General features: G+C 60.8%; 14 protein-coding genes. 7 read left to right on the top strand and 7 right to left on the bottom strand.

Translation table 11 applies throughout. The features are described from left to right. Positions 1–7 precede the first annotated feature (7 nt). The 3 genes from DMY87_RS17250 to DMY87_RS17240 are packed head-to-tail and all read left to right on the top strand — an operon-like array spanning position 8 to position 2914. Positions 8–1372, top strand: coding sequence for a BCD family MFS transporter (locus tag DMY87_RS17250; protein ID WP_110792876.1), 1365 nt, complete (start codon positions 8–10; stop codon positions 1370–1372). A 34-nt stretch (positions 1373–1406) separates the two neighbouring features. Next, complete coding sequence (locus DMY87_RS17245; protein ID WP_110792875.1) at positions 1407–2615, top strand: geranylgeranyl diphosphate reductase; 1209 nt, start codon at positions 1407–1409, stop codon at positions 2613–2615. Beyond that, positions 2603–2914, top strand: a complete 312-nt coding sequence (locus DMY87_RS17240; RefSeq protein WP_110792874.1) for a hypothetical protein — start codon at positions 2603–2605, stop codon at positions 2912–2914. Before DMY87_RS17245 ends, DMY87_RS17240 begins: the two co-directional genes overlap by 13 nt. Here the strand turns inward: DMY87_RS17240 and DMY87_RS17235 are convergent. Then, a complete protein-coding gene (locus tag DMY87_RS17235) occupies positions 2881–3327 on the bottom strand; it encodes a TspO/MBR family protein (RefSeq protein WP_110792873.1) in 447 nt (148 codons plus the stop codon). The two genes, DMY87_RS17240 and DMY87_RS17235, sit on opposite strands and share 34 nt — an antisense overlap. A gap of 169 nt (positions 3328–3496) precedes the next feature. On the opposite strand from DMY87_RS17235, the gene DMY87_RS17230 reads away from it, so the two are divergent. The 3 genes from DMY87_RS17230 to DMY87_RS17220 all read left to right on the top strand — a co-directional run bounded on the left by DMY87_RS17230 (position 3497) and on the right by DMY87_RS17220 (position 7026). Then, positions 3497–3886: a c-type cytochrome gene (locus DMY87_RS17230; RefSeq protein ID WP_110792872.1), complete on the top strand. Its 390-nt coding sequence runs from the start codon at positions 3497–3499 to the stop codon at positions 3884–3886. A 202-nt stretch (positions 3887–4088) separates the two neighbouring features. Next, on the top strand, positions 4089–5978 hold the full coding sequence (locus DMY87_RS17225; protein WP_110792871.1) for a 1-deoxy-D-xylulose-5-phosphate synthase: 1890 nt from the start codon (positions 4089–4091) through the stop codon (positions 5976–5978). A 301-nt stretch (positions 5979–6279) separates the two neighbouring features. Further along, complete coding sequence (locus tag DMY87_RS17220; RefSeq protein ID WP_245408955.1) at positions 6280–7026, top strand: cobalamin B12-binding domain-containing protein; 747 nt, start codon at positions 6280–6282, stop codon at positions 7024–7026. A gap of 141 nt (positions 7027–7167) precedes the next feature. Here DMY87_RS17220 and DMY87_RS17215 read toward each other — a convergent pair whose 3' ends face one another. From DMY87_RS17215 to DMY87_RS17190, 6 genes are all read right to left on the bottom strand, one after another. Further along, positions 7168–8250 (bottom strand): ABC transporter ATP-binding protein, encoded by a 1083-nt coding sequence (locus DMY87_RS17215; protein WP_110792870.1) that lies wholly within the window; start codon positions 8248–8250, stop codon positions 7168–7170. Continuing rightward, on the bottom strand, positions 8247–9074 hold the full coding sequence (locus tag DMY87_RS17210) for a carbohydrate ABC transporter permease (protein ID WP_110792869.1): 828 nt from the start codon (positions 9072–9074) through the stop codon (positions 8247–8249). Before DMY87_RS17210 ends, DMY87_RS17215 begins: the two co-directional genes overlap by 4 nt. Further along, on the bottom strand, positions 9071–9973 hold the full coding sequence (locus DMY87_RS17205; protein WP_110792868.1) for a carbohydrate ABC transporter permease: 903 nt from the start codon (positions 9971–9973) through the stop codon (positions 9071–9073). Before DMY87_RS17205 ends, DMY87_RS17210 begins: the two co-directional genes overlap by 4 nt. A 129-nt stretch (positions 9974–10102) precedes the next feature. After that, positions 10103–11338, bottom strand: a complete 1236-nt coding sequence (locus DMY87_RS17200) for an ABC transporter substrate-binding protein (protein ID WP_110792948.1) — start codon at positions 11336–11338, stop codon at positions 10103–10105. 60 nt (positions 11339–11398) lie between these two features. Beyond that, the gene (locus DMY87_RS17195; RefSeq protein WP_110792867.1) at positions 11399–12301 is read right to left on the bottom strand and encodes a sugar phosphate isomerase/epimerase family protein; all 903 of its coding nucleotides are present in this window, start codon (positions 12299–12301) and stop codon (positions 11399–11401) included. A 4-nt stretch (positions 12302–12305) separates the two neighbouring features. Continuing rightward, the gene (locus tag DMY87_RS17190) at positions 12306–13349 is read right to left on the bottom strand and encodes a Gfo/Idh/MocA family protein (protein ID WP_110792866.1); all 1044 of its coding nucleotides are present in this window, start codon (positions 13347–13349) and stop codon (positions 12306–12308) included. A 132-nt stretch (positions 13350–13481) separates the two neighbouring features. Between DMY87_RS17190 and DMY87_RS17185 the strand changes: the two genes are divergently transcribed. Beyond that, a complete protein-coding gene (locus tag DMY87_RS17185) occupies positions 13482–14498 on the top strand; it encodes a LacI family DNA-binding transcriptional regulator (protein ID WP_110792865.1) in 1017 nt (338 codons plus the stop codon). Positions 14499–14516 lie beyond the last annotated feature (18 nt).

Genomic DNA, 14516 nt, shown 5'->3' with positions numbered 1-14516 from the left:
AAGCCTCATGGGTCGGATCGCCCTCGATACCGTCGCTCAAAGGCCTTCGATCCCTGGTCTCGGATGGTTCGCCATCGTCAGGCTGGGGCTTGTCCAGGCAGCGCTTGGTTCGATCGTGGTCCTGACAACATCAACGCTCAATCGCGTGATGATTGTCGAACTGGGCCTGGCTGCCGTTATCCCTGGCCTGTTGGTGGGCCTCCACTACGGCGTCCAGATTTCGCGACCGGTCTGGGGCCATAAATCAGATACCGGCCGATCGCGAACGGTGTGGATCATCGGCGGCCTGGCCCTTCTCGCCTGTGCCGGCACTGGAGCCGCCGCAACCACGCTCCTTTTCGAACAGTCCTTTATGGCCGGCATCGCCGCTGCCATTTTCGCCTACATCCTGATTGGCATCGGTATCGGCGCCTCCGGCACGTCACTGCTGGCGCTGATCGCCATGAAGACCGCCGTCGAACGACGCGCTGCAGCCGCAACCATCACCTGGATGCTGATGATCGCGGGGATTATCGTCACCTCGATTGTCGTGGGAAAACAACTCGATCCCTATTCGCACGAGCGCCTTATCGCGATCACCGCCGCAACAGGGTTCGTCGCCTGGCTGCTCGGGCTTTTCGGTGTTGCCGGTATGGAAGCAAGGCCGACTGTTGATCCGCCTGCAACGCACACAGCGCCGATGACCTTTCGAGACAGCCTGCAGGATGTGCTCGAAGATCGTGAGGCCCGGCTTTTTACGTTGTTCATCTTCCTGTCGATGCTGGCCTTTGCCACACAGGATCTCATTCTTGAGCCCTATGCCGGCCTCCTGTTCGGCATGACCCCAGGGGAGACAACCAGCCTCTCCGGCACCCAGCATGGCGGCGTTCTCCTTGGCATGATCATGGTCGGGATTTCCGGCGCCCTTTTCGGAAAACGCTATCCGGACCTGCCCCGTCACTTCATCACAACAGGATGTTTCGGCTCTGCGCTTGCGCTGGCAGCCCTGGCCCTTTCAACACAAGTCGCGCCTGATTGGCCGCTCAAGATCAACATCTTCCTTCTCGGCGCAACCAACGGCGCCTTCGCGGTCGCCGCCGTCGGCACGATGATGATCCTGGCCGGTCGTGGCCAAACCGCGAACTACGGTATGCGCATGGGAATCTGGGGCGCAGCACAGGCCATCGCCTTCGGCCTCGGCGGCGTGCTGGGCACCGTCTCCCTCGATCTCGGCCGCTGGCTGACATCAAGCGATGCGGATGCATTTGCCTCCGTTTTTTCGATCGAGGCAAGCCTCTTTCTCATCTCGGCGCTCGTTGCAACCCGCATAGGGCGGGAGCGACAGACTGCAACGGACACCGCACCTGAGACAGCCTTCATGCCCGGAGAATAAACCCTGACGCCGGCGCACCGGCAGGGAGAAGCGCATGCGGAAGACCTATGATGTCGCCGTCATCGGCGGAGGACCCTGCGGTGCCGTGGCGGCCGAAAGACTGGCGGAAATGGGCCACAGTGTCGTCCTTGTTGACCCCGACAACCGCATCAAGCCCTGCGGCGGAGCCATCCCTTCGCGAGCGCTTGTCGACTTCGCAATTTGCGATGACCAGCTGGTCGCGCGGGCAAACGCCGCCCGCATCATCGCGCCATCCGGGCGAAGCGTCGACATGACGATCGGTGACATCGGTTATGTCGGCATGGTCGATCGTGCCACGTTCGATCCCTATCTGCGCCAACGCGCGGCCGAAGCCGGTGCCAACCGCCTGACCGCCAAGCTTGAAACCGTTCGCGACGGCGACCAGGGAGTGCTCGAATTGACGCTGAGCCCAACGGGGGGCGAGGAACGCGACCGTTCCGCCATTCATATCGGTGCGCGTCGTGTAATCGGTGCCGATGGTGCGAATTCAGCCGTGCGCCGCCTGATGTTCCCCGCCGCGCGCAAGCCGCCTTATGTCTTCGCCTATCATGAGATCATCGAGACTCCGGTCGACCGCTTGCCCGACGGTTTCCGAGCCGATCGATGCGACGTCATCTATGACGGCCGGATTTCGCCGGATTTTTACGGCTGGGTCTTTCCACACGGCAAACACACCAGCATCGGCAGTGGCACCGCGGTCAAGGGGCACAACATCCGGGAGGCCACAATCAAGCTCCGGCAAGCCGCCGGGCTTGGCGACTGCACCGTCATTCGTCGAGAGGGGGCACCTTTGCCGCTCAAGCCCATGAAGAGTTGGGACAATGGCCGCAACGTGCTTCTGGCCGGCGATGCCGCCGGCACAGTGGCCCCGTCCTCGGGCGAAGGGATCTATTATGCCATGCTCTGCGGGCGGCTGTCGGCCGAGGCCATGCATCAGTCTCTGCTCCTGAACAGCGGCAAGCCCCTGGCGGAGGCACGCCGCAGCTTCATGCGAGCCCATGGGCGTGTGTTCTTCATTCTAGGGATGATGCAGACGATCTGGTACCGCAACGACCGGCTGCGCGAAAAATTCGTCGCCATGTGCGCTGACCCCGATGTGCAGCGGCTGACCTGGGAATCCTATCTCAACAAGAAGCTCGTCCGTCGTGATCTGCTGGCGCATCTGCGCGTTTTCACCAAGGACCTCGCGAAGCTCTTCGGCATTCCGGCATGGCAGAGATGACGGCGTGGCTGACCGCATTCTTCACCTCCGGCTGGGTCAGCGTGATCGCGATCCTCGTACTGTGGACGGTCACGATCGCAGCTGCCCGGCTGTCGCCTGCACCCCGCGCCACTCTGCGCGCGCTCCTGGCCAATGCCGTCTCGGGAAGCGCATTGCTTGCGGCATTCGGCGGCGCGATGCGCCAGGGGCCAATCCTGTTGCTCGCTGGCCTTCTTGCGCTTTCGCTGATCGCATTTCTGCTGGATTTGCGCGCCAGGCTCTCCGCTCAGGCGTCCGGATTGAGGCGTCGAACGGAATGATTGAGGCTGGCTGCAGCCGTTACCCAGGCGAGATAGGGCACGAACAGCAATGCAGCGAGCGGCACCACGGACCATGCGGCGACAATGAACAGGGCCACCGAGAGCCAGAGTATGGCGACATCAACAAGTGCAAGATCCATGCGCCGCAGGCCAAAAAAGAAGAAGGACCAGAGTGCGTTCACCACGATCTGCAAGGCCCACAGCCCCATTGGCAGGGACCAGCCAGCGGTCGTCCAGACCAGCCAGCCGGCATAACCGATCATCACGTAGAGGATGGACCAGACGACGGGAAAAGCCCATTTCGGCGGCGTCCAGCCGGGTTTGCGCAGGGTCTCGTACCATTCTCCGGGCTTGAAGATGGCGCCGCTGGAGGCGGCCGCAAGCACGATGACAATAAAGACGACTGCTGCCATGATCCGGCTCCCGGTCTGTTTGCGTATTATCAAAAGCGAACTGCACGTGTGCGGTTCCGCAGAATGCACCACGATGCAAGACTGACCATCCAGCGCCCTTGCGCAGATGGCGATACTTCATGCCAGCAATACATATGATTTTTATCCGCGATGCCATGGGAGGATACCAATGTCGAGGATTATTGTAGCCGCATGCACAGCCGCCGCACTGCTCTTGTCAACCAACGCCTTTGCCCAGGAAGGCGACGCCGCCGCCGGCGCAACGGTCTTCAAGAAGTGCGCCGTCTGTCACAACATCGATAGCGACAAGCAGAAGGTCGGCCCGTCGCTTCAGGGTGTGATCGGCAGGCAGCCGGGCACTGCGGCGGGCTTCAAATACTCCAAGGCCATGACCGATTTCGGTGCGGGGAAAGTTTGGGACGAAGCCCTGCTGACCACCTATCTCGCCGACCCTCGTGGCGTCGTGAAGGGCACCAAGATGGCCTTTCCCGGCCTGAAGGATCCGAAGGACGTCGCAAACGTGATTGCCTACGTGAAAACCTTCAGCCCGGCTCAGTAAGCTGCGTCTTTCGCTCCGCCGGGATGAAAATTCCGGCGGAATCTGCGACCAAAGTGTAAAAAAAAGTTTACATATCGCATTTCTTCTCCGAAGATGTGCCTATTGGACCATTCTCAGGCAACGACTTCCGTAAGCGCCAGATTGGCGAATTCGAAAGCAGCAAGCCGCGAAGAATTGGCCACATGCGTGGGAGGAGAGCGCAGTGGGTCTGTCTTGTGCGAATGATGTCGCCACCCCTTTGCTCGACCAGGTGAAATCTCCGGACGACCTGAAGCGTATGGACCGCAATGCGCTCTGTCGTTTGGCGGGAGAGCTCAGGGACGAGACATTGCGCATCGTTTCGGAAACCGGCGGCCACCTCGGATCCAGCCTCGGCGTCATAGAGCTCACCGTCGCCCTGCACACCATTTTCGACGCCCCAAAGGACACGATCATCTGGGACGTCAGCCACCAGTGCTACCCCCACAAGATTCTGACTGGACGGCGCGAGCGAATGCGCAGCCTCAGGAAGAAGAACGGTCTCTCCGGCTTTACCCGCCGCCTCGAAAGCGCCTTCGACCCCTTCGGGGCCGCGCATTCGTCGACTTCGATTTCGGCCGGCCTTGGATTTGCGACAGCCCGTGACCTTAAGGGTGAGGACGGTCACGTCGTGTGCATCATCGGCGACGGCGCCATGTCGGCGGGCATGGCCTTCGAAGCCATGAACAATGCAGGCATGTCCAACCGCCCGCTAATCGTGATCCTCAACGATAACGATATGTCAATCTCGCCCTCAACTGGTGCGTTGACCAACCATCTGGCCGAGATCCGAAAAGGCGCTGAAGCCGTTGCCGGCAATCTCTTCAGCAATTTCGGCTTCGACTACCGTGGGCCGCTGGATGGCCATGATCTTGATGCCCTTCTCGCCGTGCTTGGCGAGCTCAAGTCACGGACAGGCGGTCCGGTTCTTCTGCATGTGCGCACACGCAAGGGTGCCGGCTATGGCCCGGCTGAACAGGCCGCCGACAAGTATCATGGCGTCAATCCCTTCGAGGTGACAACCGGCATCCAGCAGAAGATACAAGCCAAGGCGCCGAGCTATACGAAGGTTTTTGCCGATGCTTTGATCGCGGAAGCGAAGGTTGACAACCGGATCGTTGCAATCACGGCAGCCATGGCATCGGGTACAGGCGTCGACCGCTTTGCAGCGACCTTCCCCGAGCGCGCCTTTGATGTCGGCATTGCCGAGCAGCACGCGGTCACCTTCGCCGCCGGACTTGCCGCGAGCGGCATGAAGCCGTTCTGCGCCATCTATTCCACCTTCCTGCAGCGTGCCTTCGACCAGATCGTCCATGATGTCGCCTTGCAGCAGCTGCCGGTGCGCTTCGCGATCGACCGGGCCGGGCTGGTGGGTGCCGACGGACCGACCCATGCGGGTGCGTTCGACATTCTCTATCTGGCCAACCTGCCCGGCTTCACGGTCATGGCCGCGAGTGATGAGGCGGAACTGGTCCACATGGTGGCGACGGCCGCTGCCCATGACCAGGGGCCTATCGCCTTCCGCTTCCCGCGCGGCGAAGGCACCGGCACGCCCTTGCCGGCACAGGGCGAGCTGCTCCCGATCGGCAAAGGCCGCATCGTCGAACAGGGGAGCCAGATCGCATTGCTGTCGTTCGGCACTCGGCTGGGCGAATGCCTGAAAGCCCGGCGGCTTCTCGCCCTGGAAGGGTATTCGGTGACGGTTGCCGACGCCCGCTTTGCAAAGCCACTCGATACGGCCCTGCTGGCCGATCTGGTCGAAAACCACGTCATGCTGGTGACCGTCGAGGAAGGCTCGACCGGCGGGTTCGGTGCACTCGTCCTGCATCATCTGGCCAATCGCGGCATGCTGGACGGTCGCTGCGCAATCCGCACGCTGACATTGCCCGACACCTTCATCGCTCAGGCGAGCCCTGAAGACATGTATGAAGAGGCAAAACTGACGGCCCGGCACATCGCCGCGGCCGCACGGACAGGCGCAATTCCTGTTCGCACATCCGCCGATCTCCGGCGCTCTGCCCGCGCCGGTCAACAGGAATTGCCGGCTCGTTTGCACCGCGCAGAGGATCGCTGAACTAAACCGCAGGACGCCGGCCGGCGTATAAGACTACGATCGGTTTGGCGACAGGGAAAGAATGAGGTAGTATCCCATCGGGATGAGCGGATCCGCCCAAGCCGATGACCGGGAGGGTAACATGGCGGGTGACAAATTCGGGGGGCCGCCGAAAGGGACCGGCGATCCACCCCAAAAGAACGATGGGAAATCGGCCCACAACACCGGCGATCCGAGGCTCTCGAGCCTCGAACAACGCGTGCTCGAAAACGCCATACGAGGTGCGGTCCCTAGAATTGTAGGGGCGGCGCATAAAGAATTGGTGACGGATCTGTCCGATGAGGCCATGCCTTCGGATATCGACTTTCACCTTCACCCGGAACTCGATCCAAAGGCACGCCAGCTTCCCGGAACGGAAACGGCGATTGGTTATCGCGGCGCGCTCTCTGCTGCCCTGATCCAGGCCGACCCGCGAGGCCATCGGGACATGATCGACGAGCTGCAGCGCAGCGACATTCCCATGCATACGCTGGCAATCCACCTCTTCTCGCCAGTCGCAGCGCAGCTGGGCAGGCTTTGGTGTCACGACGAAACGGACTTCATTCAGGTTGCCGTGGCATCCACGCGGCTTGGCATGATCGTCAACCATCTCTCACAGAGCCGCAGCCAGACCATTCGCGACCGCCAGCGGTCTCGACGCGTGCTGCTGGCTCGAACGCAAGGCGCGATGCACACCATCGGGGTCTCGATCGTCGCGTCCTGTTTCCGGGACATGGGATGGGATGTCGATGGCGGCGCCGATCTCGAACTGGACGACAGCCTCTATATGCGGCTTTCCAACTCGTCCTATGCGCTGCTCGGGATTTCCGTCGGTCGTATCGATGAAGTCGAGCAATGTGCCGAGGCTGTGCGCCGGATCCAATCCAACCGCGCCTTAAGCAGAATGAAGATCGCGCTCGGTGGCCCGGCAGTCATGAAGCACCCCCTCGCGTTCAACGCGATCGGCGCCGACATGGTGGCAAAATCCGCGCTTGAAGTGATGCATCTGGCAGACCGGATTGGCGCCTGAGCCATCGCGTCCGTTAAAACGCGAAACGCGCTGGGACACACGCGGGCACCGATAACCCGATATGGCGAAGCTGGCGGCGGCCCCTTTCTTTCGAGCGCTTTGCGGCTTTCCACTCATGACCACATTTCCGGATTGGGGTCGTCACGCGCGTTCCGCGTCGATGCGCTGTTCTGTCTCCTGATCGAACAGATGCAGATGGCGCGGATCGAAAGACAGGCCGATGACCTGCCCGTGGCTCAAGGTCTGTCGCTCGCCGACCACCACGCTGATTTCTGGCACTGTGGCCGATGTGATGTACGTGGTTGATCCCGTGCTCTCGACGACTGCGACCGGCAGCCGCAACATTGCATCGTGATCCGGAACGATGCGCAAATGTTCGGGGCGAAGACCGACGATGAGCTTGCTGACCTGCGGAACCGGGCGATCCAACGTGACGACCTGCTGTGTCCCAAGGTCGAGTATCAGGGAACGCCCATCCGGCCCCGGCAAGGCGGGAATGAAGTTCATCGCAGGCGAGCCGATGAAGCCCGCCACGAACTTGTTGACCGGGCGGTCGTAGAGATCGAGGGGCGCGCCCTGCTGTTCGATCACACCCTGCCGCATAACCACCACATGATCGGCCATGGTCATCGCCTCGATCTGGTCATGGGTGACATAGACGGAGGTTGCCCCGAGCCGGTCATGCAGGGTCCGGATCTCCTTACGCATATGCACCCTCAGCGCCGCGTCGAGATTGGACAAAGGCTCGTCGAAGAGAAAGGCCTTGGGATTGCGAATGATCGCACGGCTCATCGCGACGCGCTGGCGCTGACCGCCGGACAGTTCACGCGGGTAACGATGCAAAAGGTTCGACAACCCCGTGGTCGCCGCGACTTCCTCTGCCGCCTTTTTCGTCTCGGCTTTTTTCATGCCGCGGATGCGCAAGGAATAGGTGAGGTTCTGCTCAACCGTCATATGCGGATAGAGGGCATAGGACTGAAACACCATGGCCAGATCGCGCTTGCGCGGCGGTACATTGTTCATCCGCTCGCCAGCAATCACCAGATCACCTGCGGATATCGTCTCCAATCCGGCCAGCGAGCGCAAAAGGGTCGACTTGCCGCAACCCGATGGCCCAACCAGCGCGACAAAGGAGCCTTTCTTGATCTTGAGGTCGATATCGCGCAGGGCGTGATAGGCGCCGTAATATTTGTTGACGCCCGAGAGTTCGATCTGGTGGGTCATTTCAGGGCTCCGGAGGTCAGACCGGAAACGATCCGGCGCTGCAGTAGGACAAAGACGGCGAGGATCGGGGTCACATATATCGTGGCAAAGGCCATGATGTTGTTCCACTCATTGGTGTTCGGCCCCATGAAGGAATTCAGCCCCACGCTGGCCGGCTGGTATTCGGCGGCCTGGATGATCGACTTGGAATAGACGAACTCACCGAAGGCCTGCATGAAGATCAGGATGGCAGAAACCAGGATGCCGTTGCGGGCAAGCGGCAGGACAATGTGGAAGAAGGCGCCAATGCGCGAATTGCCATCGACGAGGGCCGCCTCTTCCAGCTCCATGGGCACGCTCATGAACGTGGCACGCACCAGCACGACGAAGAAGGGCATGCTTTTCGCAGCAATCGCGATGATCACGGCAATCCGGGGATATTCCAGCATGCCGACCTGAGAGAAGCCGACGAAGATCGGCGTGATCATCAGCGATGCCGGCAGGACCTGCAGCATGAGGATCAGGAACAGCCCGACATCGATCCAGCCATTGCGGTAGCGCGCCAGTACATAGGCGCAGCCCGTGCCCAGCACCGTGATCAGCGTGACGGCACCGAAGGCAATGACCAGCGAGTTCCACAGGTAGCGCCCCATGTTCCGGCTTTCCCAGACATAAGGAAACGCTGCCCATTGCGGATCACTGGGCCAAAAGCTCGGCGGTGTCGCGAACATCGCCGACCCGGTCTTCACCGTGGTGATGTACATCCAGTAGAGCGGGAAGAGATAGATCGCCGCCAGCACGATGGCGATGGCAAGCATCAAGCGGTTGCGTGCAGTATCACTCATCCGCGGATCTCCTGCCGGGTCGAGCGGACATAGACGATGGACGCCAGCATCACGAAGATGATCATGATGACGGAGATGGTCGCGCCGCGCGCAAAATCATATTGCCGGAAGGAAAGATCCCAGGCCCAGTACTGGGCGACATTCGACGAGTTGTTCGGACCGCCGGACGTAATGGCGGCGAAGAGGTCGAACTGCTGCAGTGTGAAGATCAAGCCGAGCGAGATGACCGCGCCGATGGTGGAACGCATCATCGGAAGCGTGATGGTCCAGAAGCGCTGCCAGACATTCGCACCATCAAGCTCGGCGGCTTCGTAAAGATCCTTCGGAATGCCGGAGAGGCCTACCGACAGCAGGATCATGTTGAACGATGTTCCGAGCCAGATATTGGCGATGATGACGGCCCATAACGAATACTGCGGATCGGAGCGCCAGAATATGTTGGAGGAGATAATGCCCGTCTCGCGCAGAAAATAATTGAAGACGCCGAAATCGCCCGAAAGGATCCAGTTCCAGACAGCGCCCACCACCAGCCCCGGCATGATCCAGGAGACGAGGAACAGCCCTCGCAACCACGAGGCACCGGGAAAATTGGTCCAGAAGAACAGGGCGAGCCCGAATCCGATCACGAACTGCCCGGCAATCGAGGCGGCGACGAAGATCGCGGTATTCGCAAAAATCGGCCAGGTCTCCCGCTGGGAAAACAGCGTCACATAATTCTTGAAGCCGACGAAGGGACGAAAAAAGCTGCCCAAGGAAAACATGTCGACTTCCTGGAAGCTCATCAGAACATTGTAGAGAAGCGGCAGGCCGGACATCAGAAGCAGGAAGCCGAGCGGAAGCGCGACGAGGCCGATATCGAAGCCGCGCCCGTCCGTCAGGCTGGATATAATCTTGCGCATGGATGTCTCCGCACAGGCGCTCATGGCTCCGGTCGGGCCGCCCCCGCAACTGGGGAACGAGGACGGCCCTCCGGGAGGTTCAAAGAGCCGGCGGTCGGGACATCTGATCCCATTCCGCCAGCCGATCGGTCAGCCGGTCACGGCGCTGATGGTTTCAGCGGCTTGATCGAGCGCGTCCTTCGGCGACATCTGGCCAGTGAGCGCGGCCTGGATGGCGTCCTGGATCGCCTTGGAGATCTTCGGCCATTCCGGATGCGGTCCACGTGCCTTCGCGTATTTCAGCTGCTCCTGGAAGACCTTCAGCGCGGCGTCCTTCTTCTCATTGCCAGTCGGCGGCAGCGAGATGTCGGACCGGGCCGGAAGCTGGCCATATTTCTCGAACATCTTGTCGTCCTGCGAGGCAAAATATTCGAGCGCCTTGAACGCTTCATCCGGATGTTTGCTGTTCGCGAAGATCGCCCAGTTGAAGTCACCCATGGCGGACGAACGTTCCGCCCCGACCTCAGGCACCGGCAAGAGGGCCACGCGCCAGTCGAACTTGGCTTCATCCGACATCCGGTTCAGTTCCCATGGACCGGAGATTGCCATGGCGGCATTGCCGGAATTGAAGGTTCCGGTCGAATCCCACTGACCGCGTGTCAGGCTATCGGGGGAAGCAAGCTTCTCATCCAGAATGGTCTTCCAGGTTTCCAGCGCCTTGACGGCTCCGTCGGTATTGATGTGCTGGTAGCTGCCACCGCCCATCTGGGCCCAGGGAAGGAACTGGAACGTGCCCTCCTCATTGCCCTTGGCCGAGAAGGCGAGACCATAGACGTTCTTGGCAGGATCCGTCAGCTTGCGGGCGGCATCGATGAGTTCGGCCCATGTCTGCGGCGGCTTGTCGGGGTCCAGCCCCTTCTCCTTGAACATGTCGGCATTGTAATAGAGCGCGATCGTATTGGTTGCCTTCGGCACACCGAACAGCTTTCCATCCCAGGTGACGGAATTCAGCGGGCCGGCAAAATAATTTTCGGGGTTGATGATTTCGGATTTGGCAACGCGATCCGTCACATCGAGAAATGCGCCACGCGAGGCAAAAAGCGCATGGTCGGGATTGTCGATGGCGATGATATCGGGCGCCTGACCGGTCGAATAGGCGCGCATGGCTTCGCTGACCACATCGTCGAACTGGATGAGGCGATACTCGACCTTGATGCCGGGTTCCTTCTCGTCGAATTCTTTCGCCAGGTTGAAGGCCGGCTGTTCCGGCTTGTCCAGGCTCCAGATGGTAATGGTGACTTCTTCCTGCGCATGGGCAGCCAGCGCCAGTGCGGATACGGAGGCAAGCGCCAATGCGCCCGCCACGAGGCTCTTTCGAATAGACATGCTCTCCTCCATTGTTGGACCATTGATCCGCACGGCTTCCTCCAAGCCGGGCGGCAGTCTTCATTGCGGGTCGATGACGAAGTCCCCACCCCGGCAATTCTTCAGATAATTCAGCGCGTGCACCTGCCCTGTCATTTCCAGCGCATCACGATAGACAGGGTCATGCCAACCCTCGATGTCGATCGAACCCGACCAGCCGGCGAGCCGCAGCTCGGAAATCACATCCGTCCAGTTGGTATCGCCGAAGCCGGGCGTGCGCATGAAAACGAAGGGATGTTTGCCAAAGACGCCGTGTTCGCGGATCACATCCCAGCGGATGGTCGCGTCCTTGCCATGCACATGGAAAAACTTGTGCGCCCATTTGCGGATCTGTGGGATCGGATCGATCAGATAGACCATCTGGTGGCACGGCTCCCATTCAAGCCCGATATGCTCGTCCGGTGTCTCGTTGAAGATCAGCTCCCAGGCGTCGGGATTGTGCGCGATGTTCCAGTCACCCGTCTGCCAGTTGCCGTCCATGGCGCAATTTTCGAAGGCGATCTTCACGCCCTTGTCCGCCGCACGCTTGGCAAGTTCGCTCCAGATCTCGCGGTAACGCGGCAGGCTCTCGGTCAGCGGCCGGTTGCGGATGCGGCCTGTGAAGCCGGCGATGCAGGTCGCTCCGAAATGATGGGCGTTGTCGATGCAATCCTTCCAACCCTGAAGGGTCTGGAGGTCCATGTCCTTCTCTTCCAACGGGTTCCCGAACATGCCGAGCGTCGACATGGTGATGTCGCGATCGCCGATCGCATCCATGCAACGCTTTCCGAGCTCGGCGAGATCCTGGCCGTTCGTGGTCTGCCAGAAGAAGGGCTCGAAGCTCTCGAAGCCGAGTTCGGCGATCTGGCCGATCCGCTCAGCCGCCTTGCCGCCGCTGGCGCTGACCATGGTTCCGACGCGTATGGAGTTTGCGGGATTGCTCACGGGTTTAATGTCCTTCGACTGAAATACTGACGGGAAGTCCGGTCCGGGCGCTTTCAATCGCACCGAAGACCATGGAGAGGCTCTTGATGTTGTCGTCGCTGACCGTTTCCGGCCTGCGGCCGGTTTTGATCGCGTCGATGAATTCAGCCAGTACGCTGCGATGTCCGTGGGTCTGCTCTTCATCCGGCGCCATGGGAATGGACACGACCTGATGGCCACGCAGAAGACCCGGATCGCTGCCGGCAAGGGTCGCTTCGAAAGCCTCCTCGCCGTCCCAGGTCAGCATGCCCTTCGAGCCCACCAGCCTCCAGGCGCTTTCCCAACTGGTGCGGCGCCCCTCGGCGCACCATGATCCCCGGTAGGTGAAAACGGCATCACCCGAGAGGGTGAAGATCGCATTGGCCGACGCACCATGGGCGTACCAGGAACCCGACGGGTTCGTCTCCACACAATAGACCTTGAGCGGCTGCTTGCCGGAGACAAAACGTGCGGCATCAAAGGTGTGGATCGCCATGTCGAGAAGAAGGACGTTGTCCATCGCTTCGCGGAAGCCGCCGAAATGCGGGCCAATGAAGAAGTCGCAATGGATGCCGGAGACCTCACCGATCAATCCATCTTCGACGGCGCGACGCAGGCGGCGGACGCCGGAGATGTAACGGCGGTTTTGGACCACGGCATGCACCCGGCCCGTTTCCGCAGCCAGCGCCAGCAGAGCCTTCGCTTCGTCCATGGAGGCGGCAAGCGGCTTTTCGGAAAGAACGTGGCAGCCGAGGCGAAGGGCCGCAGAGACAACCGGGAAGCGGGCAGAAGGCACGACGACGTCGAACAGAATGTCGGCACTGGTCGCATTGATGACGGACGCCAGATCCGTGTCGATCACCACATCATCGAGACCGAATTCAAGTGCCAGTGCCTTGGCAACCGACAGATCGAGATCAACGAGGCCGACGATCTCCACCTCCTGCTTCAGTTCGGAACTTGACTGCAGCGCCCGGAGCCAGCCCTTGGCCATGGCTCCGCACCCGCACAAAACGGCCCTTGATGTCACTCTACCCTCCCAAAGAATGCCCGGAGCTCCTTCTCCGTACATCCCGTAAACGTTTACGACACTATGAACGAGACGCCGCATGTGTCAATAGAGATTTCGTAAACGATTACGGCGCGGTTCCTTGGAGGGGTCATGAAGGGCATCCGGCAACTGGCGGAACATCTCGATATCTCCATCGGCACCGTCTCACGCGCGCTGAACGGCAAGCCTGATGTCAACGAAGAGACCCGCCGACGCGTGCTCGAGGCGGCTGAAGAACTGGGTTATGTTGCCAATCAGGCCGGCCGCTCGCTCCGCAAGGGGGCGACCGGCATCATCGGCTTCATGATCCAGACGGGTCACGACATCACCGGCCAGGGCGACACCTTCTTCATGCGGGTGTTCGACGGTGTGCAGACGGTCCTGGCGCGCCACAAGCTTGATCTCGTCGCCCTTTTGTGTTCATCCGAGGAAGACCCGGATGACTATCTGAAGCGCATCGTCGCGCGTGGCTTCGCGGATGGCATCATCCTCTCGGCAACCCGCTTTCAGGATCCGCGCTTCGAATTGCTGAGCAGGGCGAAAATTCCTTTCATCACGCTCGGCCGAAGCCAGACCGATGTGGGCCAACCCTGGTATGACCTCGACTTCGAGGGCATGGCGGAGGATGCCTTGGAACGTCTGGTCGCCAACGGCCATCGGCACATCGCGATCAGCCGTCCGCATGGCGACATCAACCTCGGCCATGTCTTCGAGGATCATTGCCGGCTCATCCTGGCACGTCACGGACTTGAACTGCAGCCGGCGCATGTCTACCGCTCGGGGCCGAACGAGCCCGGCGGCTACCAGGTCGCGCAACAGGTGATGAAATCGCGCGACCGTCCGTCCGCCATCATCCTCCTCAACGAAGCGACGGTCGTCGGTTTCTATCGCGGCCTTCAGGAAGCAGGGTTGAAGCCTGGCCGGGATATCGCGGTCATCGGCCAGTACAGCCCCCAGGCACAGTTCCTGCATCCGGTGATGACCTGTTTCCGACCCGATCTCAGGGCTCTCGGCATTGCACTCGCCGAGAGCCTGCTGGCCACCATGCCAGACTTCGCGCATCACTATCCGGATGCCACCCGCCGCCGGCTTTGGCCCATGACACTGATCGAGGGCGAAAGCGGCTGATAGCCGCCATCACTGAGC

Origin of the sequence: Peteryoungia wuzhouensis (genome assembly GCF_003205195.1) — a bacterium.
Taxonomy (GTDB): Bacteria; Pseudomonadota; Alphaproteobacteria; order Rhizobiales; family Rhizobiaceae; genus Allorhizobium; species Allorhizobium wuzhouense.
This window is presented reverse-complemented; position numbering and strand designations above follow the sequence as displayed.

Excerpts from the sequence above, each read along its gene's own strand:
- DMY87_RS17215 (WP_110792870.1), bottom strand. The coding sequence starts at position 8,250 with ATGACCCACCAGATCGAACTCTCGGGCGTCAACAAATATTACGGCGCC.
- DMY87_RS17250 (WP_110792876.1), top strand. The coding sequence starts at position 8 with ATGGGTCGGATCGCCCTCGATACCGTCGCTCAAAGGCCTTCGATCCCT.
- DMY87_RS17185 (WP_110792865.1), top strand. The coding sequence starts at position 13,482 with ATGAAGGGCATCCGGCAACTGGCGGAACATCTCGATATCTCCATCGGC.
- DMY87_RS17240 (WP_110792874.1), top strand. The coding sequence starts at position 2,603 with ATGGCAGAGATGACGGCGTGGCTGACCGCATTCTTCACCTCCGGCTGG.
- DMY87_RS17210 (WP_110792869.1), bottom strand. The coding sequence starts at position 9,074 with ATGAGTGATACTGCACGCAACCGCTTGATGCTTGCCATCGCCATCGTG.
- DMY87_RS17200 (WP_110792948.1), bottom strand. The coding sequence starts at position 11,338 with ATGTCTATTCGAAAGAGCCTCGTGGCGGGCGCATTGGCGCTTGCCTCC.
- DMY87_RS17245 (WP_110792875.1), top strand. The coding sequence starts at position 1,407 with ATGCGGAAGACCTATGATGTCGCCGTCATCGGCGGAGGACCCTGCGGT.
- DMY87_RS17205 (WP_110792868.1), bottom strand. The coding sequence starts at position 9,973 with ATGCGCAAGATTATATCCAGCCTGACGGACGGGCGCGGCTTCGATATC.
- DMY87_RS17230 (WP_110792872.1), top strand. The coding sequence starts at position 3,497 with ATGTCGAGGATTATTGTAGCCGCATGCACAGCCGCCGCACTGCTCTTG.
- DMY87_RS17235 (WP_110792873.1), bottom strand. The coding sequence starts at position 3,327 with ATGGCAGCAGTCGTCTTTATTGTCATCGTGCTTGCGGCCGCCTCCAGC.